The 22,565-nt window shown below is 58.0% G+C and carries 21 protein-coding genes; 5 read left to right on the top strand and 16 right to left on the bottom strand.

Annotated features, from left to right (window positions below; all coding sequences use genetic code 11):
- Positions 1-20 precede the first annotated feature (20 nt).
- Both secB and TRM7615_RS02425 read right to left on the bottom strand, forming a co-directional pair.
- Positions 21-521: a protein-export chaperone SecB gene (secB, locus tag TRM7615_RS02430; RefSeq protein WP_108785293.1), complete on the bottom strand. Its 501-nt coding sequence runs from the start codon at positions 519-521 to the stop codon at positions 21-23.
- 56 nt (positions 522-577) lie between these two features.
- Positions 578-1,111 carry an FxsA family protein gene (locus TRM7615_RS02425; RefSeq protein ID WP_108785292.1) on the bottom strand — a complete coding sequence of 178 codons (534 nt, stop codon included), beginning with the start codon at positions 1,109-1,111 and terminating at the stop codon, positions 578-580.
- A gap of 108 nt (positions 1,112-1,219) precedes the next feature.
- Here TRM7615_RS02425 and TRM7615_RS02420 point away from each other — a divergent pair, with 108 nt between their 5' ends.
- The 3 genes from TRM7615_RS02420 to TRM7615_RS02410 are packed head-to-tail and all read left to right on the top strand — an operon-like array spanning position 1,220 to position 3,518.
- Positions 1,220-1,882, top strand: coding sequence for a Tim44/TimA family putative adaptor protein (locus TRM7615_RS02420; RefSeq protein ID WP_108785291.1), 663 nt, complete (start codon positions 1,220-1,222; stop codon positions 1,880-1,882).
- Positions 1,879-2,931: a murein transglycosylase A gene (gene mltA, locus TRM7615_RS02415; protein WP_108785290.1), complete on the top strand. Its 1,053-nt coding sequence runs from the start codon at positions 1,879-1,881 to the stop codon at positions 2,929-2,931. The genes TRM7615_RS02420 and mltA overlap by 4 nt, the downstream gene beginning before the upstream one ends.
- Complete coding sequence (locus TRM7615_RS02410; RefSeq protein ID WP_108785289.1) at positions 2,931-3,518, top strand: Smr/MutS family protein; 588 nt, start codon at positions 2,931-2,933, stop codon at positions 3,516-3,518. Before mltA ends, TRM7615_RS02410 begins: the two co-directional genes overlap by 1 nt.
- Here the strand turns inward: TRM7615_RS02410 and TRM7615_RS02405 are convergent.
- The 3 genes from TRM7615_RS02405 to hslU are packed head-to-tail and all read right to left on the bottom strand — an operon-like array spanning position 3,515 to position 7,214.
- Positions 3,515-4,729: an MFS transporter gene (locus TRM7615_RS02405; RefSeq protein ID WP_370739762.1), complete on the bottom strand. Its 1,215-nt coding sequence runs from the start codon at positions 4,727-4,729 to the stop codon at positions 3,515-3,517. The two genes, TRM7615_RS02410 and TRM7615_RS02405, sit on opposite strands and share 4 nt — an antisense overlap.
- Before the next feature lie 2 nt (positions 4,730-4,731).
- Positions 4,732-5,853: an alpha/beta hydrolase gene (locus TRM7615_RS02400; RefSeq protein ID WP_108785287.1), complete on the bottom strand. Its 1,122-nt coding sequence runs from the start codon at positions 5,851-5,853 to the stop codon at positions 4,732-4,734.
- A 53-nt stretch (positions 5,854-5,906) separates the two neighbouring features.
- Positions 5,907-7,214 carry an ATP-dependent protease ATPase subunit HslU gene (gene hslU, locus TRM7615_RS02395; RefSeq protein WP_108785286.1) on the bottom strand — a complete coding sequence of 436 codons (1,308 nt, stop codon included), beginning with the start codon at positions 7,212-7,214 and terminating at the stop codon, positions 5,907-5,909.
- A gap of 200 nt (positions 7,215-7,414) precedes the next feature.
- On the opposite strand from hslU, the gene TRM7615_RS02390 reads away from it, so the two are divergent.
- Positions 7,415-7,810, top strand: coding sequence for a DM13 domain-containing protein (locus TRM7615_RS02390; RefSeq protein WP_085797658.1), 396 nt, complete (start codon positions 7,415-7,417; stop codon positions 7,808-7,810).
- An 84-nt stretch (positions 7,811-7,894) separates the two neighbouring features.
- Here the strand turns inward: TRM7615_RS02390 and TRM7615_RS02385 are convergent, their stop codons facing one another.
- Entirely contained in the window at positions 7,895-9,880 is a 1,986-nt protein-coding gene (locus tag TRM7615_RS02385; RefSeq protein ID WP_108785285.1) for a cadherin-like domain-containing protein, read from the bottom strand.
- 348 nt (positions 9,881-10,228) lie between these two features.
- Positions 10,229-10,786 (bottom strand): ATP-dependent protease subunit HslV, encoded by a 558-nt coding sequence (gene hslV / locus TRM7615_RS02380; RefSeq protein ID WP_108785284.1) that lies wholly within the window; start codon positions 10,784-10,786, stop codon positions 10,229-10,231.
- Between the two features lie 249 nt (positions 10,787-11,035).
- Between hslV and TRM7615_RS02375 the strand changes: the two genes are divergently transcribed.
- On the top strand, positions 11,036-11,230 hold the full coding sequence (locus TRM7615_RS02375) for a DUF1127 domain-containing protein (RefSeq protein ID WP_108785283.1): 195 nt from the start codon (positions 11,036-11,038) through the stop codon (positions 11,228-11,230).
- Positions 11,231-11,289: 59 nt separating this feature from the next.
- Here the strand turns inward: TRM7615_RS02375 and TRM7615_RS02370 are convergent, their stop codons facing one another.
- The 9 genes from TRM7615_RS02370 to TRM7615_RS02330 all read right to left on the bottom strand — a co-directional run bounded on the left by TRM7615_RS02370 (position 11,290) and on the right by TRM7615_RS02330 (position 22,545).
- Positions 11,290-11,658, bottom strand: a complete 369-nt coding sequence (locus TRM7615_RS02370; protein WP_108785282.1) for a Lin0512 family protein — start codon at positions 11,656-11,658, stop codon at positions 11,290-11,292.
- A complete protein-coding gene (locus tag TRM7615_RS02365; RefSeq protein WP_108785281.1) occupies positions 11,655-12,005 on the bottom strand; it encodes a Lin0512 family protein in 351 nt (116 codons plus the stop codon). Before TRM7615_RS02365 ends, TRM7615_RS02370 begins: the two co-directional genes overlap by 4 nt.
- A gap of 166 nt (positions 12,006-12,171) precedes the next feature.
- Positions 12,172-12,492: a thioredoxin gene (trxA, locus tag TRM7615_RS02360; RefSeq protein ID WP_108785280.1), complete on the bottom strand. Its 321-nt coding sequence runs from the start codon at positions 12,490-12,492 to the stop codon at positions 12,172-12,174.
- A gap of 60 nt (positions 12,493-12,552) precedes the next feature.
- On the bottom strand, positions 12,553-15,912 hold the full coding sequence (gene addA / locus TRM7615_RS02355; RefSeq protein ID WP_108785279.1) for a double-strand break repair helicase AddA: 3,360 nt from the start codon (positions 15,910-15,912) through the stop codon (positions 12,553-12,555).
- A complete protein-coding gene (gene addB, locus TRM7615_RS02350; RefSeq protein ID WP_108785278.1) occupies positions 15,909-18,848 on the bottom strand; it encodes a double-strand break repair protein AddB in 2,940 nt (979 codons plus the stop codon). Before addB ends, addA begins: the two co-directional genes overlap by 4 nt.
- A complete protein-coding gene (locus TRM7615_RS02345) occupies positions 18,841-19,527 on the bottom strand; it encodes a nucleotidyltransferase family protein (RefSeq protein WP_108785277.1) in 687 nt (228 codons plus the stop codon). The genes addB and TRM7615_RS02345 overlap by 8 nt, the downstream gene beginning before the upstream one ends.
- Positions 19,524-20,528 (bottom strand): aminoglycoside phosphotransferase family protein, encoded by a 1,005-nt coding sequence (locus TRM7615_RS02340; protein ID WP_108785276.1) that lies wholly within the window; start codon positions 20,526-20,528, stop codon positions 19,524-19,526. The genes TRM7615_RS02345 and TRM7615_RS02340 overlap by 4 nt, the downstream gene beginning before the upstream one ends.
- The gene (gene tsaE / locus TRM7615_RS02335; protein WP_108785275.1) at positions 20,525-20,998 is read right to left on the bottom strand and encodes a tRNA (adenosine(37)-N6)-threonylcarbamoyltransferase complex ATPase subunit type 1 TsaE; all 474 of its coding nucleotides are present in this window, start codon (positions 20,996-20,998) and stop codon (positions 20,525-20,527) included. The genes TRM7615_RS02340 and tsaE overlap by 4 nt, the downstream gene beginning before the upstream one ends.
- 41 nt (positions 20,999-21,039) lie before the next feature.
- Positions 21,040-22,545 carry a PAS-domain containing protein gene (locus TRM7615_RS02330; RefSeq protein ID WP_235823999.1) on the bottom strand — a complete coding sequence of 502 codons (1,506 nt, stop codon included), beginning with the start codon at positions 22,543-22,545 and terminating at the stop codon, positions 21,040-21,042.
- Positions 22,546-22,565 lie beyond the last annotated feature (20 nt).

Below are 22,565 nucleotides of genomic sequence, written 5' to 3'. Positions count from 1 at the left end.
CAAGCGCGTTAAACGATTGCTTACGCGTCAGCTTGCTGCTGCTGTGCGGCCTGCAGGCGCGCCAGTTCGTTGCGATAGAGCGCAACAAAGTCGATGTTGTCCAGGTTTAGCGGCGGATAGCCACCATCGCGGGTCACATCGCTGACGATGCGGCGCAGGAACGGGAACAGCATACGGGGGCATTCGATCAGCAGGAAGGGATGCAGCTGATCCTCGGCCACGCCTTCGACGTGGAAGATGCCGCAGTAATCGATCTCGAATACGAACAGGGTCTCGCCCAGTTCTTTTGCCTTGGATTCAATGTTCAGTTTGATCGCCACTTCGTACTGGTGATCGGTCGAACGCTTCTTGGCATCCAGGTTCACCTGAACGTTCACATCAGGCTGCACGTCGCCTGATGCACCCTTTTGGGCCATCACGTTTTCAAACGACAGATCGCGGATGAACTGTCCCAGGACGCGCATCTGGACTTGCGGCGGTTGCTGCTGCTGTGCGCCTTCGGCGGCTTCGTTTTCAGCCATGGTTAAACTCCGTAAAAATCAAATTTGCCATTGCTTAACAGCTTGCCCCGATCACCTCAATGGCGGTCCGGTCCTTCGACCCAACCCGATGGCGGTGCGTTGGGGTCGCGTGGTTTGCCGACCTCTTCGTATTCGCCGTCGATGACGTCGCCGGGGCCTCCGGAGTTTTGCGCGCCGCGTCTGGGATCAAAGCCGGAATGCATATTCTGGAACCGTGGATCACCGCCCATCTGAAAACTTGATACTGTCACTTTTGACCGCAGGTACCGGAACACCGCCACCCGAACGCCAGGAACCAGCAAGGCAAAGCCGACTGCATCGGTGAAAAAGCCAGGGGTCAGAAGCAATGCGCCAGAAAACAGGATCATCGCGCCATGGGCCAGCGGTTCGGTTGGGTCGTCCAAGGTAGAAAAAGCCTGCTGCAGCTGTCCCATCGCCATGCGACCTTGTGTCCGCACCAACCAGGTTCCCAACACGGCCGTCAGCACGACAATTGCAAGCGTTGACCATAGCCCAATTAGGCCGCCAACCTGGATGAACAAGGCGATTTCGATGATCGGAACCAGCAAAAAGGCCAGAAACAGGTACATTTAGGTTATCCTTTCGTAAGGGCAGAACGGTGGACTTGCACCGTCCTGTCCCCTACATAGTGGCCTGAGGCCTTGCTTACAAAGCCTCTTGCCTGAAACGAGGACGAAATGGATTCTTCATCACCCATGATCCAGCTATTGGTATTGGCCGGCATCGCCATATTTCTCATTTTGCGTTTGCGCAGCGTTCTGGGTACGCGTGAAGGTTTCGAAAAACCACCCGTGCCACAACAGCCCAATGATCGCACGGCGCGCGACTTCGAAGTGATCGAAGGCGGCCCGGATCGGGACATCACAGATCACGTGGCCGAAGATGGCCCGCAAGCGCAGCAATTGACCGCAATGAAGCGGATCGAACCCGGATTTTCGGTCAGCGATTTCGTCCAAGGCTCGCGTGGTGCCTACGAGATGATCGTGATGGGGTTCGAACGGGGTGATCTGAACGACATCCAGCCGTTCCTAGCCGAAGATGTGTTTGAAACCTTTGTCAGCGTCGTTGCTGATCGCGAAGATCAGGGCCTGAAGATTGAGGCCGAGTTCATCGGGGTTCGTGAAACGACACTGGTGGACGCCAAGTTCGACAAGGACACCCAACTGGCCGAGATTACGATGCGTTTCGTTGGCGAGCTGACCTCGGTCGTGCGCGATCGTGGCGGCGACATCATCGAAGGCAACGCAAACACCGTCAAACGCCAAAAGGATACGTGGACCTTTGCGCGCACGATGGGCACCGATGATCCGAACTGGCTGCTTGTCGCAACGGACGCATGATTGGGGCGCTGCGGTCGGTATTTCTGGCATGTGCCTTTATGACCGCAGCAGGCTTTGCTTCGGGCAACGGGTCGAATATTTCGTATTCGGTTACCTCTTTTGACGATTTGGATGGTTGGGCCGCAGATGATCACACTGCGGCCTTTGACACGTTCCTTAACACCTGCATTGATTTCGACGATCCCGATTGGACGTCGCTTTGTGCTGTGGCGCAGACCCATTCACGGGAAACGGCTCGGTCGTTCTTTGAACTCTTCTTTCGCCCGGTTTTGATCCAGGACGGCAAGGACGGTTTGTTCACCGGGTACTTCGAGCCCGAGCTTGAAGGGTCCCGCGTTCCGACCAGTCGATTTCGCTATCCCGTCTACAAAATGCCACCCGAGGCAAAAGCGTCGAATCCTTGGTTGAGCCGTCGCGAGATCCTGACCAGCGGCGTGATGGACAACCGCGGCTTGGAGATCGCCTGGGTCGATGACCCGGTTGAGCTGTTCTTTTTGCAGATCCAGGGATCGGGACGTATCCGTATGACAAACGGATCAACACTGCGGGTGGGTTATGGTGGGGCCAACGGGCACAACTACCGCTCGATCGGGGTCGAGTTGGTGCGGCGCGGTGTGTATAGCGCCCATCAAGTCAGTGCGCAGGTGATCAAGAACTGGGTGCGGCGCAATCCTGCCGCCGGCGTCGAACTGCTGTTTCACAATCCAAGCTACGTTTTTTTCCGTGAGGTTCGGCGGGTATCCTCGGCCGATGGCCCCTTGGGCGCGATGAATCGCTCGGTCACGGCCATGCGCTCGATCGCAGTTGATCCTGCTTATACACCGCTTGGGGCTCCGGTCTGGGTGGAAAAGGACGGCGCGGGTAAGTTGCGCCGCTTGATGATTGCCCAGGACACCGGATCGGCCATCAAGGGCGCGCAGCGAGCCGACATCTTTTTTGGTACCGGTGACGCCGCGGGACAGGCAGCAGGACGACTGCGCGATCCGGGCCGGATGCTGGTGTTGCTGCCCATTCAGCGGGCCTATGCCTTGTTGCCGGATGGGTTCTGATGGCCCGACGTAGATTGTCCCGAGAAGAGGTCGACCTGTGGAACAAGGTCGTTGAAAAGGCGGACCGCCTGAATCCTGCCCATGTCGAGGAAAGCCACGCGACCTCGTTGCCGAAACCGAAACCCGCCAAAACGCTGTTTGACCCGCTGCCCGAGTTTTTTGTAGGTCAAAAGGCCGACACGAAACCCGGTCGCAAAAGCCTGAAACCGTCTATCACACAACAACTGTCCAGGATGCCGGTGCAGATGGACACCAAGGCCTATGGTCGGATGAAACGCGGCAAGCTCAAGCCCGAGGGCCGGATAGACCTGCATGGCATGCGCGTAGACACCGCCCACCCTGCCCTGACCCGGTTCATCCTGTCGTCGCAGGCATCCGGCAAGCGCTTGGTTTTGGTGATCACGGGCAAGGGCAAGGACCGCGATGAACCCGGCCCCATTCCAACGCCGCGCGGTGTGCTGCGTAATCAGGTGCCGCAATGGCTGTCGCTGCCGCCGTTGTCCAAGGCCGTGATGCAGGTCACGCCTGCGCATCTCTCTCACGGTGGCGAAGGCGCCTATTACGTCTATCTGCGCAGGATACGCTAAAGGGTCTGGGCTGCGCGTCTTACACCCCAAGCGGTCAGTGCGCTGATCACGATGAAATAGATCGCAACGCCGATAAGCTGCGCCTCGAACCCGATGCCAAAGTCGATCAGCGCGCCGGTTATGGCTGGTCCAATGGCCGATCCCAGAACCATAACCGCCGTAGCCAACGCCTTGATCGCACCGATATGGGCGGTGCCATAGAAATCCGCCCAAAAGGCCGGGATCAGGGTGGCGATTGCGCCGCTGGAGAGGCCGAGGAAGACAAATCCGATCAAGGCCAAAGGCAGCGAATTGCCCAATGCGAAAGACAAAAACGCGATCACAAACGGCAGCATGAAGAACGGCATCAATCGGGTTGTGCCGAACCTGTCCAAAGCCCAACCGGTGGTCAGCATCGCCACGATTCCGGCCACCGTATAAACTGGAAATAACGACACCAGCTGGATATGCGACCAGCCTTTGACCTCAGCCAGGTGCACTTGATGAAAGAACAGTGCGGTTACAAAGGCGGACGGTCCCAGGATCGCGGGTATCAGTGTCCAAAACAGCGGGTGCCGCAGCGCCTCTGCCCGCGTCCAATGACGCCCTTCCATCCCGGTGCTCGCATTGCTTTTTGCCAGGCTTTGCGGTGTCCGCTCGTGCCGCAGCAACAGGATCAGGATGGGAATGCCTATGGCGCAAATGCCGGCGCTGAGAATCCACAAGGTCTGCCAATGTACGTGGAGCATCGCGGTGACAAAGGCCAGTGGCAACAGAGCCTCGCCTACTGCAAACCCCAACGTGGCAATCGACAGCGCCTTGCCACGTGTGGCGGTGAACCAACGCGCCATTGCAACCATGGCCAAATGGCTGCTCATCCCCTGCCCAAAGAAGCGCAGCAGAAAGACGCTGATTGGCAGGGCCCAGACCCACGTGTTCAGCCCCATGACAAGACAGGCAACCACCAATCCAGCCAGAATGAGCGGCCCTAGCAAGCGCACGCGAAAGAAATCGGTTGCGGCTCCGGCCCAGACCATGACGCCCGCCGACACCATGGTTCCCAGAGAATAGAGGCCACCCCATTCCCCATGGCTCAGCTCGAACGCCTCTCGAATTTCGCCGGCAAAGACCGAGATGAAAAAGGTCTGTCCAAAACTGGACAAGAACGTCAGAACGCCACCGGCTGCCAGCCACCGGGCGTTCAGTGTCAGAAACTCCAGCACAGATTGCAGCTTCACCGCCCGTAATCCCCGGTGAATCCACCTTTGTTCAAAACGATTTCGCGTGCGTGATCAGGTGCTTGATCTGAGCCCTTCGGCAGGAAGAAATCCAAATTGCCCGGGTCGGATTCAAAAGAATTGTCCATGGCGCGAATGGATTGAAGCATCGCGATCAGTGTCGGCGATGTCCCCGCCACAAGATGCGAGGATTGCGCATCACTGGCAAAGGCCGTTGTATCCACGATATTGATCGGCAGGTCTGCGACCGCCTCGACAGATGAGATGTTGCCCAACCGCTGTGCGTCCGAGTTGCCGCGTAGACGGCCGGAGACGTTCAGCGCCTTGTCCTTTTCTGACACCACCACGACAAAGGGTTGCGGCACTTTTTGAAGGGTACTCATCTGTGATTTGAACAGATCCACGTCGATGTCCGGGGACAGCAAAACCACTCCGCTCAGGTTTCGGTCGGCCCAGCCGGGTTCACGAATGTCGGCTTGTCGCAACATCTCCATGGTCAGGACGGATCCGATGGAATGCGCCACGATAAAGATATCATCGACGCCGGTCGACTTGACCTTGCGGATCACGCGTTCCAGCCCGTCGCGCGCAAACAGGACGCTGTCATAATCATAGGCATACCCAAACGGTTTACCTCGGCTGGGCCAGGAATAGATCAGCATGGCGCCGGGCAGCTGAATGTCGTGGGATAGCTGCGCCGCGCGGAAAGCGGTTTCGGTCTGGGTTGAGTTATAGCCATGAACAAAGATAGTGACATCGCGGGATGGTACACCTTCTTTCCGGATCTCCTGGTTCAGGCGTTGGGAAAAGGCGTCGAGGCTGTTGAACTCTCTCAGTGCGGCAAGTGTGAACTGTTTGTTGGGATTGGGATTTGCATAGGCAAAATCCAGTGATCCAGGCGTGTGTGACGGAGGAATAGAAACCGTCAGTTCCAGCAGGCTCAAGTTTTCGGATCGGCGATGGGCAAAGCTGCCATCTGCCTCTTTCCCGCGCGAGGTTGCGGCAAACACGGTTTTGGGCGTGCCCACGTCCAACGCGCTGGGCACAACCGGGGAATAGCTGCGATCGGTGCAGGTTGCGAGAAACAGCCCAACAAACAAAAACCAGAAAATCCGCACGCTGGATGCTCCTTTCGCGAACAGACCCAAGCTAGCGAATTTTCTGTCGGCGTCTAGAGAACGTAGCGGCTGACGTCGGTGGATTGCGCCAGGGCGCCCACGTTTTCCTGAACAAAACCGGCATCTACAACCACGGCATCCCCCGACCGATCTGGTGCGGTGAACGACAGCTCTTCGAACACGCGTTCCATGATGGTGTAAAGACGGCGCGCACCGATGTTTTCAACCGATTGATTCACGTCAGCGGCGATTTTGGCCAACGCGGCGATGCCGTCATCGGTGAAGGAAACGGTGACTTCTTCGGTGCCCATCAGGGCGGTATATTGGCGGGTAAGCGCGTTGTCGGTTTCGGTCAGGATGCGCACAAAATCCTCTTCGGTCAGCGCACGCAGTTCCACGCGGATCGGCAAGCGACCCTGAAGTTCCGGCAGCAAATCCGATGGCTTGGCGATATGAAACGCCCCAGATGCGATGAACAGGATGTGGTCGGTTTTGACTGGTCCATGCTTGGTCGACACTGTGGTGCCCTCGATCAGCGGCAGCAGGTCGCGCTGTACACCCTCACGGCTGACGTCACCGCCGCGCGCGTCGGTGCGGGCGCAGACCTTGTCGATCTCGTCCAGGAAGACGATGCCATTCTGCTCAACTGCCTCCAACGCGATACGGGTCACGGTTTCATCATCGAGCAGTTTGTCGGCCTCTTCCCCGATCAGCACTTCATAGCTTTCGGAAACAGTCAACTTCTTGCGAGTCGTGCGCCCGCCAAAGGCTTTGCCAAACATATCGCCCAGGTTCATCATGCCCATGTTGCCGCCAGGCTGGCCCGGAATTTCAAACATCGACATGGGGTTCGAGGTGTCGGCGAGCTCCAACTCAATCTCGGTGTCGTCCAATTCGCCCGATTTGAGCTTCTTGCGGAACATGTCGCGTGTGGCCTCGCGGGCGTCGGTGCCGGCGATGGCCTCGATCACGCGATCTTCGGCAGCCTTGTGGGCGCGGGCCTTGACGTCTTCACGCATGTACTCACGCGTCTGTGCGATGGCGGCATCCACCAGATCGCGCACGATCTGTTCGACATCGCGGCCGACATAGCCCACTTCGGTGAACTTTGTCGCCTCGACTTTGATGAACGGCGCGCGGGCCAGTTTCGCCAACCGGCGGCTGATTTCGGTCTTGCCGACACCGGTGGGGCCGATCATCAAAATGTTCTTGGGATAAACCTCGTCCCGCAGATCATCGGACAGCTGCTTGCGCCGCCAGCGATTGCGCAACGCCACGGCGACCGCCCGTTTGGCATCCTTCTGGCCGATGATGAACCGGTCCAGTTCAGAAACAATCTCGCGTGGGGTCAGGTCGGTCATGGTCACTCTATCCATTTGGGTCAACGGGAACCTAAGCATGGGTGCGGAAAACACAAGCCGATCACGTGCTCCTCACGCCGAAACACGCGCAAAACACGCATGATCAGGGGCGCGTGAGGCCCCCTTACAATAATCGCCCGACTGGTCAAATGTCAGCGCAAGGCAATCAAGCCTGTGAATTTTAAGGGAGGTCCCCACTCATGATGAACCGTCGTTCTTTGTTCCTGGCCGCAGCCGCATCCGGCATGGCATTGACCGTTGCAAGCACCGGGGCCGCATTGGCCGGTGGCGCCAAGGGCACGTTTACTGGTCTCAGCAATCACGTGACATCGGGCGGGGTCAAGGTCGTCAAGGATGGTGACCGTTACATCGTCGAGTTGGGCAAAGACTTTTCGTTGGATGGTGGCCCTGATCCGCGCGTGGCGTTTGGTAAGGACGGCAAATACGACCCCGACACCAAACTGGGTGCACTGCTGCACCTGACCGGCAAACAGCAATACGCCGTGCCGCCGACTTTGGACGCGTCGAAATACAACGAAGTTTACATCTGGTGTGAAGTTGCAGGTGTGCCGTTAGGGGTTGCCAAGATCAACTAATCTGAACCGCTGAACCGCGATTTCCCGAACAGGAAAAGCCGCTGAAAATCAGCGGCTTTTCACAATTTGTGAAATTACGATGCCTTAGAACCCAAAGACGTCGACTTCGGTTTCGATGGTGATATCGGCCACTCCATCATTATCATCGTCCAAACCGATTGCAATTCGAACAAGACTTTGTTCACCAAGATCGTCCGCCAACCCGGTCACATTGTTGATGTCGTATTCAAACCCTAGAAGAGTTTCGTTGAAGTCCGCTGGGTCCAAAGCCACAGAGTTCTGAAGAACACCCATATCGTCAAACACAAACAGGTCGGCATCCACGATACTTCCTTCTGGGATTGGGGATCCCAGCAATGCGGCGGAAAGATCCGAGGGATCTGAAACTTGGGTTGTTCCACCAGTGTTGTCGATCACATCAAGGAAATTGACGGCATCAACATCGCCGATTTCGAAGGCCGAAATCTGAGCCATTGCCTGAAGCGGTACGGCTGCAACTCCAATTTCAGCTTCTGTTTGCAATCTATTGAAGCCAGTGCTCGGGTCACTAATGAGTGGCTGTCCGTCTGACAAGAAGTAAACAACATTGGTTCCTGGGCCATTTGCGGTTTCCAGGTCAGTAAGTGTTTGCGTGGTCTCGTTCAAAGCCGCGACATAGTTGGTCCAGCCACGACCAGTCAGGTCGTTCAGAGCATTGTTTATCGCGTCTACATCTGTACTGCCCACGTCATCTTGGGTGTCCAGCGTGAAAGTTGACGTAGCATCGCCAGATGCATCCGGATCAGCCCTTGTCGAAAATGGTACAACCGAAACCGTGACGCTACCATCTGCAAACCCGGCTGCGGCGATCTCGGCTGTTAAGCCCTCCAAAGCATCGATTTCCTGTGCCAACACGCTGGCGCGCGTGCTGCCAGAGGTGTCGACGACATAGACAACGTTGATGTTTGGCTGAATGACGGCTGACAGACCAATGTTCAGTGTGAAGTCACCGCTTCCGTCTTCGGAACCACCCGGACCACTGAGGGTCACCGATACTTCCTGTCCATTTTCAAGTGAGTCTGTTTCGACGCTTTCGGTTTCGGCTGACCCTTCACCTTCAATGGTGAAGGTTACTGTGGCGCTGTCCTCACCACCGTTTCCGTCGCTGATGGTATAGCCAAAGGACTGTTCGACAAACTGACCGTCCGCCAAGAAGTCGAAATAGCCAAGGTCATCGTAAACGATCTGATTTGTTGTTGCGTCCACCGAAAGCGATCCGATCACGCCGCTGTCGTCGATAGATGTAATCGTTAAATCGTCATCTTCTGGGTCAGAGTCGTTGAAAAGGACATCCAGCGAAACCGGTATAGTGCTTTCCGCTGTGACAAAGTCGTCGTCAACTGCTTCTGGCGGGGTGTTTGTTCCCTCAACCGTAATTGTAGCAGTGGCTGTGTCGCTATCGCCATTGGCGTCCGTTACCTCGTAGATAAATTCGACATCCCGAGATTCACCAAACGACAAGTCGTCAAAATCACTGCCGGGATCGAATTGGAACGTGCCATCAGGATTGAATGTCAGCGTTCCTTCGCCCGGACCGGAAATCACTTCGACCGAAGCAACCAGGTCGGGCACAGAGTCATTATCAAGTACATTGCCATCAAGAACGGTCCGGTTGTCAGTCGTATCGCTGTCATCCTGAGCATCAACCGGATCATCTCCAGGGGAAGTGACTTCAACCCCGTCGATCACGAGCCGGAAGTGTTCAAATTGTTTAACCTTCAGCCCTAAACTGTCGAACGAAAACTGGTTGCCATTGGCTTGGCCACTTGGGTTGGTGACGGCAGTAAGATGCGCCAAAAAGGAATCGATTTCGTCTTGTAAAGTGGGGGCAAGTAAAAGCCATTCTTCAGACGTCAGGTTGAGTTCGAGTGTATCGATCCCGGACCCACCCTTGTAGACACCGCCCGCGGAACCTTGGCTGGGGCTGAAAATGACAGTATCGTCTCCGGCCTTTGCGTCGACAAACAGATCAGTTGTTGGGGTAATTATGTCGTCTGAGCGACCAGGCGCACCCTTTGTCTTATTTTTCATCTTAACCTCCTGAAGAAATTTACATTTCACTGGCTACAAAGACCTTTCAAAGCATCAGTGTCCAACGGTCCGGCTTAGAAAAGTACATGAAAACAAAACACTACGCCGATTGTGTTGTGGGGCTGAATCAAAAAACCCAAGCACATCGGCAGGAACAAATCGCGCCCAGTCTACGGAATAGGCGCAATTTTTCAAGATTCGTAAGTGTTCCTACCAACCCGGGATCACCGATCAGCGCAATTGATGCCACGCTGAAATTTTCGGAGGAGAGTGACCGATACGGGTTCACAAAGGCCGAATTCGCATCCAATTCTGCGTCAAATCGCTGAAACCAAGCCCTTCAGAATGTCAGGAAGAGATTGTTTCTACAGTCAGGTTTCCGTTTGTGTAAACGCAGATGTCCGCGGCAATTGCCATGGCGTCGCGGGCCACAGCTTCAGCATTCTTGTCGCTGTCCATCATGCCGCGAGCAGCAGCCAGCGCAAAGTTGCCACCTGATCCGATGGCGGCGACATTGTGTTCAGGTTCCAGCACGTCCCCTGCCCCGGTGATCACGAACATGTCCTTGCCGTCGGTCACGATCAGCATAGCCTCGAGCTTTTGCAGGTACTTGTCGGTGCGCCAATCCTTGGCCAGCTCGACACTCGCACGCGCCAGTTGGCCTGGGGTGGCTTCCAATTTGGTTTCAAGACGCTCCAGCAAGGTGAAGGCATCCGCCGTTGATCCGGCAAAGCCACAGACCACATCGAACCCACCCGGGGACAGGCGGCGCACCTTGCGCGCGGTGCCCTTGATGACGGTCTGTCCCAGGCTCACCTGTCCATCGCCCGCGATCACGACCTCACCGCCCTTTTTAACGCCGATGATGGTTGTGCCGTGCCAACCGGGGAATTGATCGTCTGCCATGGGTGCCTCCAGCTTGTGAGTTGCGATCTATATGGGCCGCGCAGGCAGCAGAGGCAACGGGGCATTGCATTGGCCGCATTTCCTTTTTCGCTCAAAAATGCAGTTTTCAACCCGATTTCGTGCCGTTTTGCTATGCATTGGGCGCAAATCGGGGCTGTTGACTCAACAATTGTAGGACTCAGTCGGCGGTACTACATGAGGCTCACAACCGACGCAGGGTCGGCTGGTTTCAAATGAAGGAAGCGCATCATGGCAAACGTAGCCACCAACACCGTGCCTTTCGGAGCAGTCGCAACTCTCCGTGTGGTCAACGCATTCGTCTCTGTCAAAGAATCCATCACCGAATGGAACGAGGCCCGCAAAACACGCAAAGCTCTGTCCAATCTGTCGGACGAAATGCTGAGCGACATCGGCCTGACACGCGCCGAGATCGCCAAATTCTGATCTTGAGCCGTCTTTGACGAAAAGAGCCGCCCCATCCCTCGGGGGCGGCCTTTTTGTTTTCAAGGTTGGCTTTGTACCCATTTCCCGGCCATGTCGGGCACCCAGGCTTCAACCGCAGCAGTGGCCACGACGTGTCGCGTGCCCGCTTCGGTGTCTGCAACATCCAATCCGCCTTTGACCGCGCGCACTTCGGCGCGGCCGCGCGGCAGGTCAGCCGCCACAAGATTGCAATCGACCGCATCCGGGTTCTGCACGCCAATCGTCACCTGCACGCGCATTTCGGTGTGATCGACACCCAGCTTGGAAAACAGCGTGATCGACGAATGATGCAGCGCGTCTTGGACAGCGCGGCGCGCGGCTTTGGTATAGTCCTGACCATACAGGTCGTTGCCCATGCCCATTTCTAGGATGATACGTTTCTCGGTCATTGTGCGGGCTCCATATCAAAGGACACGACAATCGCCGCATTGGCGACGACCGTGCGGCCGTCTGTGTGCGGCTTTTCGATGTCCAATCCGCCCTCGACCAAGGTGATGCTGGGCTGGCCGTAAGGAAAGACGTTCAGCAGCGCATCGACATCCACCTGATCGGGCTTTTGCACCCCAATCTCGGCATCAATGATCATTGCCTCTTTGGGAAAATCGAACAGCTCGGCCATATTGACCGAATTGTGCCATAGCGCGTCTTTCAGCGCCCTGAGTGCTGCCTCGGTGTAATCCTCACGCCTGAGCGATGTGCCCATGCCAAACTCCACCAGAACCCGTGTCTTGGCCATGTTGCCTCCTGTCTACTAACTGGCACCACTTTGCCCGATATTTTGCGGGGCGAAAGGTCCAAATGGTGCCTCGTGGTGACACCAGAACGCCACCCAAGAACCCGCCAAAGAAAAAGGCGCCCCATGAGTGGGAGCGCCTTGATCCGGTAAGCCTGTCGAGAGGAGCTTAGATCGAGTCGTTGATCCAGCTTTCCAGCGCCGCCTTCGGGGCAGCGCCGGCGCGGTTCGATACAACCTGACCGTCTTTGAAGATGAACAGCGCAGGGATGCCACGCACGCCCATTGCAGCGGCCGAGTTCGGATTGTTGTCGACGTCGACCTTGGCGATCTTGATCTTGCCGTCGTACTGGGTGGCCAGTTCTTCCAGAGCGGGGCCGATCTGTTTGCACGGACCGCACCATTCGGCCCAGAAATCAACCACTACGGGGATGTCCGAGTTTTTGACTTCGGCGTCGAAGGTTGCGTCGGTGACGGCTACGGTGGACATATTCTGTCTCCTGAATGGAATGCGCTTGGGCTCAGAACGTAAGTGCGCCCATAGGGGGCGTCAAGATATCTGGGTGTTTCGTAATGCATCTGTCACAATATCGTGTGGCAGCGGCATCAGCATCCCGGTGCGAGTCCACAGGATCGCAGTGCGGATTTCATGGGCGGGATAGATCTGCGCCAGCGCCTGAGCATAGGCTCCCATCTGCCGCAGCAATCCGCTGGGGCAGCCCTCGGCGATCTCGGGCACAGTGGCATTTGTTTTGAAATCAATGGCCTGAATGTAGGTGTCGGTGATGATCAATCGATCTATGATCCCATGCATCCGCGCCTCGCCCAGCCGGGCGGTGATCGGAACCTCTGCCAGGGTGTCAGGTGCAAAGACATGCGCCAGATGATCCGCGCCTAGAACGCGCTGGGCTTCGGTGAACACGTCTTCGAACTCTGCGCTCGTCAGATCGGGCAGCATTTGCGCGCCAACCTGACGCCAGGCGCTGGAATCGATTCCCGGTAGGTGCTCGAGCAGCGTATGGATTCTGCTGCCGCGCTCCTTGGCGGCCTCCTCATCCAGACCCATGTCGCCAGCCAAGGCCTTGGCCCCGCCAAGATCGGATGGGCTGAGTGTGGCGCGTGCCGGAGTGGGTGTGGGCGCGCGTGTTCGGAACAAATCGGGCAGGGTAACAGGCTCGCGTTTGGCTGCCGGTTCTTCCTGCAAAGGCAGACCGGACCAATCACCGTGCTGCAGCCGCTGGATCGCAGTGCCAGGGATCGCCTCGGCACCTGAGGTTCGCATAGCGCCCTCGACCATCTGGTACCAGCTGTCGCCACTTTTGCCCAAGTCACCAGCCGCGGCCACGATCAGCCACTTCTCGGCCCGCGTAAGCGCCACGTATAGCAGTCGCAGGCGTTCGTTCATCTGCCGGGCCTGTGCCTCGGCACGGGCCTGTGCGATTGCACCAGGCGAGACATCGCGCGAAACTTTCCACAACGGCATGTCGCCCGCCAACATGATCTCGTCATCGGTCGGGGCCCTCCGCGCACCGGTGTCGGGCAGGATCACGATAGGCGATTCTAAACCCTTGGAACCGTGCACCGTCATCACCCGGATCATGTCGCCGACGCCGCCCATCTGACGCTTGATCTCCAGGTCGTCGGTTTGCATCCAGACCAAAAAACCAGTGAGGCTGGGAATATCCGCCCGTTCATAGGCCAGCGCCTGACTGAGCAGGGCATTGATCCCATCCTCGGCCTCAGCCCCCAGACGACCCAGCAGTTTCTGACGCCCGCCATGCCGGGTCAGGATGCGTTCGATCAGGTCATAGGGGCGCAGGAAATCGGTCATGCTGCGCAGGTCATTCAGCACTGCCATGGTGCCGGGGAAGTCTTCGGCGCGGGTGCGGAGAGCAGGCCACAGGAATTTGTCTGTCCGCCGATGCGCCAAGTCAAAGAGTTGTTGCTCACTCCACCCAAAGAGTGGGGATTTCAGCACGGTGGCTAGTGACAGGTCATCCTCGGGCGTGGCGAGAAAGCTGAGCAGGGCCGCTAGGTCCTTGACCGCCAGCTCGGCACCCACCTTAAGCCGGTCGGCCCCGGCAATCGGCAATCCGGCCGCTTTGCACGCGCGAATGATTTCGGCAAAGAGGTCGGATCGACGCTGAACCAGGATCATGAAATCTCCTGGCCGGACCCGACGACGTACGAATTCGCCTGATTCAAAACCGTCTTCAGGGATCGTCTCGCCCTCATCAATCATCCGTTTGATGGCGCGGGCGATCTGTTCCGCCAGGATTACGGTATGGTGCTGCGCGCTGGGCCGGTCGACAGGATCGGTCCAGGGGCGGTCATCCTCGTCATCGACCTTTTCGACCACAGGCCACAGATCGACACGGCCGGGCAGGGCGGCTTTGAATGCCTTGTGCTTGGCCTCGGCATGAAACCCGGCCTCGGTTTTGCCATCGAACACCTGATCGACCAGACCCAACACCGCAGCCGACGACCGGAACGAGTATTCCAGCGTCAAAGGCACCAAATTTGAGCCGCTTTCCGACAGTCTGTGTCCAAATTCCCGTTGCATCCGGTCGAACGCCTCGGGGTCGGCGCCCTGAAACGAATAGATCGACTGTTTCTTGTCGCCGACCACGAAAATCGTGCGCTCAACATCTGACCGCGCGCCCTCACCACTGGTGAATTCCTGCGCGAGCTTTTCTATCACGTCCCATTGTGCGGGGCTGGTGTCCTGCGCCTCGTCCACCAGAATGTGATCGATGCCGCCATCCAGTCGATAAAGCACCCAGGCCGCGACCGATGGATCATTCATCAATTGCCGCGCTTTCAGGATCAGATCGTCAAAGTCGAGCCAACCGCGCAACTGTTTGCGACGCTCGTATTCTGGCAGGAACACATTGGCAAAACGATGCAGGGCCAGCGATTTGCGGGCTGCGACCAAGGCCAGCCGTTGTTCACGCGCATCTTCGACCCGGCGCATCAGTGCTTCGAGTTGCGGCATGTAAGGTGACATTGGCCCTTCGCGCAGCGCCTTGGTTGGGAATCCGTTGATTTTTGCGCTGAACGGTTCTTTGGCACCGCTGCCTGTCAGCAGGACGCTTTCCAGAATGGGCAGGGTTGAGAGTGTTCGTTCGGTGAACCCGGCCAGTTTGTCGGCGGCTTTGGCGTTGTTGCCCCCGCTGTCGGCCAGCATGGGGCGGATCGCAGCGATCAACTCCAGCTCACCACCCAGATAAACCCGGTCCAGCAGTGCCTGTTCGTCAAAGTTGGCGGGCAGTTCGAAACAGGCCATCAGTTCGGGCCAATCAACCGTCCCGGTAAAGGCGTCCCGTTTCCCTGTGATCGCTTGTGTCAGGCTGTCAAATCCGGTGTCGGTGACAAAACGTGCGATCCCATCGACCAGATGTGCCTGATCCCCTTCGGCCAAAGCCTCGACAATCTCTTCACGCAACACGGCGGCGGCGCGATCCTCCATCTCAGAAAACTGAGGGCTGACCCCGGCCTCAAGCGGGAAACGTCGCAAAAGCGAGGCACAGAACGAGTGGATCGTTTGGATCTTGAGGCCACCGGGGGTTTCGATCGCCCGAGCAAAGAGCGTTCGGGCATGCGACAGGCGGGCAGGATCGATCGTACCGTCAACACCCAGATCGTTCAGTTGTTTAAACAGCTGATCATCTGGCAGCATTGCCCATTCGCCCAACCGCTTGAATAGACGGTTTTGCATCTCGGACGCCGCGGCCTTGGTATAGGTCAGGCACAGGATGTGCTGCGGTTGTACGTCGCTGAGCAACAGCCGCGCTACCCGGTCGGTCAAAACGCGGGTCTTGCCGGACCCTGCGTTGGCCGACAGCCAGGTGGATGCATCAGGGCGCGCCGCCGTGACCTGCTTTTCGGTGGCTTCATTGCGCGCGCTCATGTCAGATCCTCGGGCGTGGGGTCGGTGGTGCGGTCCCATTCGCCAAAGCGGGCCAGATGGTCATAGTCGCCAACATCCGCATCGCTGTGCAGCATCCTGCGGGCTGTGTATCCCTGTTCGGTATCGAAATACGCCTCGATCAATTCGCGCAATTCAGCCCAGACCTTGGCGGGGGGTTCCTTGTCCAATGGCGCGGGCACCTCTTTGAACGAACCGCCAATTCCGATGAACACGGCGCCTGCGACTTGCATCGGGTCCATACCCTCAAGCCCGCCTTCCTCAGCCATCGCGGCCTCGATCAGCAGCTGTTTGTCGAATTTTGATTGCTGCGGGGCCGAAGGTGGCGCACCGGTTTTGTAATCATAGATGTAAAGATCGCCGCGTGTGTCCTGATCAATTCGGTCGGCGCGGCCCACCAGTTCAAAGTCCAGCGGATCAAGGCGTTGTTTCAGTTTCGCCTCAAAGGCAATCGGGCTGGCAAGCGCGCGCCTTTGCTGTTCGCTGAGCAGAAAGGCATCGGCGATGCGTTCGATCCGCGCCAGCCAGAGTTTGCGCGCGGTTGGCCAGGCCACCAGTTCATCCAGAAGGGCCCCAGCCTTGGCCAGAAATGCTTTGCGTGTCAAAGTCTCGGGGTGTTCGGTCGTCTCGGCGATAAACTTCTCCAACACCTCATGCACCACGATCCCCCGCAGCAGGGCATCGGGGGCCTGTACCAGGGGGTCGAGCCGTTTCAGGCGCAGCACGTGTTTGGCGTAGATCGCGTAAGGGTCGCGGATCAGGCGTTTGATTTCTGTCACCGACATGCGGCGAGGGCGGGCAGCGACCGGGGGGCGCGGCGACGGGCGCGTGGCCGCAGCGATTGCAGATGTTTCTTCCAGCGCGTCGCTCAGATCCAGCCAGTGCTGTCCGCGCGCCTGCATCTCTTTCACAACCTCAGGCCCTCCCTGATCCGGCAATCCGCTGAGCAGGTTGGTCAGGCGGTTCACCCAACGTGATGCGACGGTTTCGGCATCATCGGAACGTGTGGCGCGGGTCAGCCAAACCTCTTCGGCGCAGACTGCCTGTTGGAAATCATGGGCCGACAGGCCGATCCGCCGTTCCGGCAGAAGCAGTCCGGCCGCATCGCGCATTTGACGGTTGAGCCAGGGATCGGGTTTGGCGGCTTCGGGCCAGCTGCCTTCGTTCAGGCCGCCAAGGATCAGCAGGTCGGCGCCATGAACGCGCGCCTCGAGCGTGCCCCAGATCATGATGTGATCATGCGGCGTATCACGATCGCGGATTTCTTCATCCGCAAGGATGGCCCCGATCAGGTCAGCGAAGTCGCGGGCGGTCATGCGGCCGCCGTGTTCTGCTTCTTCCTCGAGCTTGCGGAACACTTCGTGCGCTTTTTGGCCGTTGTTCTTGTCCCACAGGTTGCTGTCATTGTTTTGTGCGCTCCCTACCGAGATCGCCTCGGCCAGGGTGCGTAGCCGTTCAACCCATTGAGCAAGCGATAATTCTTTGCTGACTTGCTGGTCGACGAAACAGTTATTTAGCCATGTCAGCCACGAGGGTGGGATTTCAACCTGACCGGCCAAACGGCGCGCAGCAAAGGCTTGAAACCCTTCGATATCGGGGAATGGTGGGCCATAGCGGCGCAGGTCCAGTTCCAGATCGCGGGTTTGGCGCAGGTGATCGCCGCGTGCACCGCCCATGTGGCAGAGGGGATGTTTGAGCAGGGTCAGCAGCGCCTCACCATCCAGCCGATGTACGAACAATCCCGCGACATGGCGCAGGAATCGGCCCGGAGGCGACAATTGCAGCGGCAGGCCGGCACTGTCGTCCGGGATGATCGACCAGCGATCAAGCGCGGCGCTGACTTGGCGGGTCAACATCCGGTCGGGGGTAATCAGGGCGGCCGTTTGTCCGTCTTCGGCAGCTTGACGCAGGCGCAGGGCAATTGCCAAAGCCTCGGCCCGGGGCGAGGGGGCCTCGACCAAGGTGATGCCCTTTGTGGCTTCGGGCAGGTCGGTCAATTGCGCGCCTTCGGACATCCACGCGTCCGTGACGGGGGCCGGGCGCAGCGCGAGCGAGACGAGCCTGTTGCGCGCGGGTGAGGGGGCCTGGGAGTCGGTCCAGGGTCGGATGTCCTTGGGCTCCAGCTTCAACCCTCGCATCAGCTTTCGGAAGCGGTACTGTGGGTGATCTTCCGACAGCAACGCGTCGTCCAGGCCGGACCAGACCGAAGCGGGCTGTACAAAGTCAAATCCGGGCAGGATCAGCGCGCCTTGGGGCAGGCGGGCAATCGCCTCCATCAGCATCAGGGTTGTTCCGCGCGACCCAGTGGAACCGGCCAGAATGATCGGGTGTTGGGGCGGCGCGATTTCCCACCGTTGGATCAGGTTTTCCACAACCTTGCGCTGGCGGGCTTGTACGTCCAGTTCATCTGCTCCGATAAATTGATCGGCGATGGCGATGAATTGTTGTGTACGGTGCCAGTGGCCCGATTGGTCACTGACGTCCAGGTCGCGGATGGCCTGCGGGGGCACACCTTCGCCCTGCATTTCATCTATCAGATCAGCCAGGCTGTCGGAGAGATCATAAAGCGAAGATCGCGCGGCCAGATCCGGTTGCTGATCCAACAAGCGCGACACCAATTGCGTCAGTTGCAGACGTCGCCGCAGTGGCGGGATGGCCGGGGGCAACCGCGACAGATCCTGTGTTTCACCCAGGTCCGTGATCAGAGAGATCTGCGGCAACAGGCAGGGTGGACCGGCGTCAAACAGCTCACGAACACGACGTGCCATGCGGCGAGTGTTGACCACCAGTTGCACCCGCGCCAGGGCCTCGGGCCGGTGGGCCGCGGCGCGCGTGTGAAGCCCTTGCACCAAAGCCTCTGGAAAATCTACACCCGGAGCCTCGGCAAAGACCCGTGGCTGTGCGCTGGACTCAAACATCGTTGATCAGGCTTTCGGCCAGGGCGATACCCTCCGGATGCCCCACATCGCACCATTGGCCCGGATAGCTTATCCCGAACAACCGGCCCTGCTCATGTATCTGGTCCCACACCATATTCAGTGAAAAGACGCTTTGTTCGATAGACCCCAGAAGCTCTGTTTTCAGGATCTGGATGCCTCCATAAGTCTGCGTACCACCGCGAGATAGCTTGCCTTGCGCATTGAGTGCGAAATCTCCGCCTCCGGAATGACCCAAGGTTTGGGGCGCGGGCACGCACATGAGCAGCGCATCCATGGTGTCCGGGTCCCAGGCCTGCAGTAGTTGGCTGAGTGGGTTTGGACCGGACCAGATGGCGTCGGTGTTCATCGTGATCACCGGGTCATCACCCAACAAGGGCAATGCAGCTTTCAACCCACCCCCGGTTTCGAGGATATCAGGCAGCTCCCACGATAGTTTCACACCTTGCGGCGTTAGGTGGTCGGCGAGAACCTCAGGCAGGTAATGCAGATTTGCCACGAGGGTTTCGATACCGGCAGTGCGCGCCAGATCAATCGCGTGATCGACCAAAGGACGGCCCGCCACGGGTATCATCGGCTTGGGGCGATCTTTGGTCAGGTGCTTCATCCGCGTGCCGAATCCCGCGGCAAACAACATTGCGGCGTGGGGCGCTTGGGTCATCGGTCCTTCAACTTTTGCATGTTTGCCGCTGTGGGGGCCGGCAGGGACTTCAGGATCAGGTCCGAGACCGGGGCCAGAGCCGGGTGGTTCAACCCACGTACCAAATGGTCCCAGGTGGGGGGCATAAGGTCGACGTAGCCCGGCTTGCCGCGTTCCACCGCAAGGCGCGCAAAGACGCCCAGGATGCGCAGGTTTCGCTGCACGCTCAGGACGGCATAGGCCTGCCGGAAATTGTGTTCGTCCAGGCCCGTGGCTTGCAGATAGCGGTTGATCATCGTCATCTCAATCCCGGCGGGGACCTTGCGGCGGATGTCTTGCAGCATGGACATCAGATCATAGGCCGGGTGTCCAAGCATTGCATCCTGAAAATCCAGCAAACCGACACGTGCCAGATGGGAACGGCCCGGCAGCCACAGCAGGTTCTCGGCGTGATAATCACGCAGGACCACCACCTTCGACCCTCCGGTCGTGTCGATCAGGATGTCTTGGAACAGTTTGCTGAACTTGTGTTCGACGTCTGTCTGATCCTCGCCCGTGATCCCGGCCGCGTAGTGAGAGAACGCCATGGCCGCCCGTTGCGTCATCATACGCGGGCCATAGCTTTCCAAGTCCATTACCGGCGACTTGTGCAGACGTACCAGTACATCGGTTGCAGCCTCGTAGAGGGGGCGTTCCAAATCGGGTTGGTCCGCAATAACCCGAGCAAACAGGCCATCCCCCAGATCTTCGAGCAGGAGGAACCCGAAATCCTCATCTTCGGCCAGGATTTCAGGTGCGCTTAGACCCAGTTCACGCAGGTAGTTTGCCACCCGGACAAAGGGGCGGACATCTTCGCCCTTTTCCGGGTCTGCGTCCATCAAAACGGCAGTCTCTTGTGTCGCCGGGTCTGTCAGGCGGTGATAGATCCGATTCGACGCATCCCCGGCCAAAGGGGCGGGAGTAACGCCTGCCCATTTGGTTCTGGCGATGATTGCTTCGCTAACGACAGCTCGATTTGTCATTTCAGGGGGTCCAGGCGTGTGTCCCATTTGGGATCGTTCCAGTTGAGGGTGAGTTTACGCCGCGTGTCGTGCAAGGGATCGGCGGCGAAGTGCATTGACAGTGCATCATGTGGCGCCAGCTCTCCCAGCTTGTCGGGCCATTCCACCAGGCAGATGGAGGTCTCAAAAGCTTCGATCAGACCCAATTCCTCGACCTCGTCGATCGAGGTCAGGCGATACAGGTCCGAGTGCCAGATTTCCCCTGCAGCCGTGTCATAGATCTGCACCAGTGTGAAGGTCGGCGAGGGGACGTCTTCGGGGTGATCAAGCACGGATTGGATCAGGTTGCGGGCAAAGAAAGTTTTACCGCTGCCGATCTCTCCAGACAGCAAAAGGCAATCGCCCGCGCGCAATTGCGGGGCGAACCAAAGGGCCAGTTCGGCGGTTTTTTCCGGGGCGATCAGATCGATCGACAGAGGCGGGCGGGTCATGTTCACACAATGGCCGCGACCGCCAGTGGCTGCAAGGTGGATCAGCCCTGCGCATCGCTCAATTGCGGGTTCTGGGAGACACGCGAGTGGGCGGTAAAGCGGATCATTGTCCCGCCGTTCTGAATCGGGCTGGCGGTGCAGATCAATGTTTCACCGGACCGCAGGTGCACCAACTCGCGCCATTGAGAGCGGTTTTCACGGCTGTCCACGAAATCACGAATTTCGCCCCAGACCGGCGTGGCGGTGCATTTGTCCTGCCAAATGCGCGTTGCGTCCAAAACCGAGACGGTGGCAAAGCTTGCATCCGGGTCGACCTGCCACATTTGGTGATAGGCAACGTTGGAAAAGGCCAGTGCCCCGTCCGACGCAAAGACAGCGATTGCGTCTTCAAGCTGATCCAGGATGGACTGCCCCAGTTCCAGCTCTGACCTAAAGCGGCGGGTTAGGGTGATCTCGGCAGTGATGTCTTCGAACAGGAAGGCTACGGCGCCATCAGGATGCGGGCGTCCGCTGACGGAATAAACCGAACCGGACGGCAGCGACCATGTCTCTTGGTACCGCCCGTCTGCCGCGGCCTCGACCAGATCGTTCATCTGTTGACGCCATCCGCCATAATTTTTGGGCTCGGGCATCATGTTCTGGTTTCTGAGTCTGTCGAAAAAGCTCATGACACTGGGTCGACTGCTCAGGAAGTCAGCTGGTAATGCAGTCAAATCGATCAGCGCCGGGTTGAACAAAGCCAATTGGCGGTTCCGATCAAAGATGGCCAAACCAATGGACAATTGCGCAAATGTCTTTGCCAAAGTCTGGACAAAGTTTCGTTGCGCGACTTCGGCATCAACAACGGCATTTATGTCAGTTGCATAGCAAAGCTGATTATCACCTTGGTCTACCACGGACAGATCAAACCAGAGTTTTTGATCGCTGTCCTTTGGCGATACCGAGATTCGTCGGCGATTGCTGTTGGGTCCCGTGGGATCCGTCAGGTCAAAGAGCGGTTTCAAATCGCTTGTGTTCTGCCCTCGTACCTTTCGTGCCAAACGCGCATAGGCCGCATTGTGCCAGCAGACTGTGCCGTAGTGGTCCACGCACCAAACTGGGTAAGGTGCGCTTTCAGTCGCAGCGCGCACCGGGTCGAGTTGCATCTGCTTCGTTTCCGGCGCGTCCGTCTTGCGCACTTGCACACGGGTAATGCCATCAATCCATTCGCAAAAAACATCCTGCCGAGCGCTCGCGTCAACTGGAGTGACCACAATCTCGCCTGCCTGTTCGATTTCTTCGGGCGTTTCCGGGAAATTGGGAAAGCGCTCTGCTAAGTAGGTTCTCAGGTCGGTCCAATCGGCGATCTTGGCGTCTTCACGTTCACCTGCGTCGGACAATCCAATCAGTTCGTTGCCCTCGAAAAGATAAACATGATCATTGCAGAGTTCTGGAGACACACCGGTACTTGTTGCAATTGCCCTTGCCTTGAAGGGGGCCAGCCAAAAGAGCACCATTGCCGCCGATGTTACGCAAACAATGCCCAAAACAAACAATTCCGAGATCATGGCGACGCCCCTCATTTCAA

Source organism: Falsiruegeria mediterranea M17 (assembly GCF_900302455.1).
GTDB lineage: Bacteria > Pseudomonadota > Alphaproteobacteria > Rhodobacterales > Rhodobacteraceae > Falsiruegeria > Falsiruegeria mediterranea.
This window is presented reverse-complemented; position numbering and strand designations above follow the sequence as displayed.

Bases quoted from the DNA above. Each gene is read 5' to 3' on its own strand.
- mltA (WP_108785290.1), top strand. From the start codon at position 1,879: ATGATTGGGGCGCTGCGGTCGGTATTTCTGGCATGTGCCTTTATGACC.
- TRM7615_RS02345 (WP_108785277.1), bottom strand. From the start codon at position 19,527: ATGACCCAAGCGCCCCACGCCGCAATGTTGTTTGCCGCGGGATTCGGC.
- TRM7615_RS02375 (WP_108785283.1), top strand. From the start codon at position 11,036: ATGGCAAACGTAGCCACCAACACCGTGCCTTTCGGAGCAGTCGCAACT.
- secB (WP_108785293.1), bottom strand. From the start codon at position 521: ATGGCTGAAAACGAAGCCGCCGAAGGCGCACAGCAGCAGCAACCGCCG.
- trxA (WP_108785280.1), bottom strand. From the start codon at position 12,492: ATGTCCACCGTAGCCGTCACCGACGCAACCTTCGACGCCGAAGTCAAA.
- TRM7615_RS02370 (WP_108785282.1), bottom strand. From the start codon at position 11,658: ATGACCGAGAAACGTATCATCCTAGAAATGGGCATGGGCAACGACCTG.
- hslV (WP_108785284.1), bottom strand. From the start codon at position 10,786: ATGGCAGACGATCAATTCCCCGGTTGGCACGGCACAACCATCATCGGC.
- TRM7615_RS02420 (WP_108785291.1), top strand. From the start codon at position 1,220: ATGGATTCTTCATCACCCATGATCCAGCTATTGGTATTGGCCGGCATC.
- TRM7615_RS02390 (WP_085797658.1), top strand. From the start codon at position 7,415: ATGATGAACCGTCGTTCTTTGTTCCTGGCCGCAGCCGCATCCGGCATG.
- addA (WP_108785279.1), bottom strand. From the start codon at position 15,912: ATGAGCGCGCGCAATGAAGCCACCGAAAAGCAGGTCACGGCGGCGCGC.
- TRM7615_RS02340 (WP_108785276.1), bottom strand. From the start codon at position 20,528: ATGACAAATCGAGCTGTCGTTAGCGAAGCAATCATCGCCAGAACCAAA.
- TRM7615_RS02385 (WP_108785285.1), bottom strand. From the start codon at position 9,880: ATGAAAAATAAGACAAAGGGTGCGCCTGGTCGCTCAGACGACATAATT.
- tsaE (WP_108785275.1), bottom strand. From the start codon at position 20,998: ATGACCCGCCCGCCTCTGTCGATCGATCTGATCGCCCCGGAAAAAACC.
- TRM7615_RS02410 (WP_108785289.1), top strand. From the start codon at position 2,931: ATGGCCCGACGTAGATTGTCCCGAGAAGAGGTCGACCTGTGGAACAAG.
- TRM7615_RS02425 (WP_108785292.1), bottom strand. From the start codon at position 1,111: ATGTACCTGTTTCTGGCCTTTTTGCTGGTTCCGATCATCGAAATCGCC.
- TRM7615_RS02330 (WP_235823999.1), bottom strand. From the start codon at position 22,545: ATGATCTCGGAATTGTTTGTTTTGGGCATTGTTTGCGTAACATCGGCG.
- TRM7615_RS02365 (WP_108785281.1), bottom strand. From the start codon at position 12,005: ATGGCCAAGACACGGGTTCTGGTGGAGTTTGGCATGGGCACATCGCTC.
- addB (WP_108785278.1), bottom strand. From the start codon at position 18,848: ATGTTTGAGTCCAGCGCACAGCCACGGGTCTTTGCCGAGGCTCCGGGT.
- hslU (WP_108785286.1), bottom strand. From the start codon at position 7,214: ATGACCGACCTGACCCCACGCGAGATTGTTTCTGAACTGGACCGGTTC.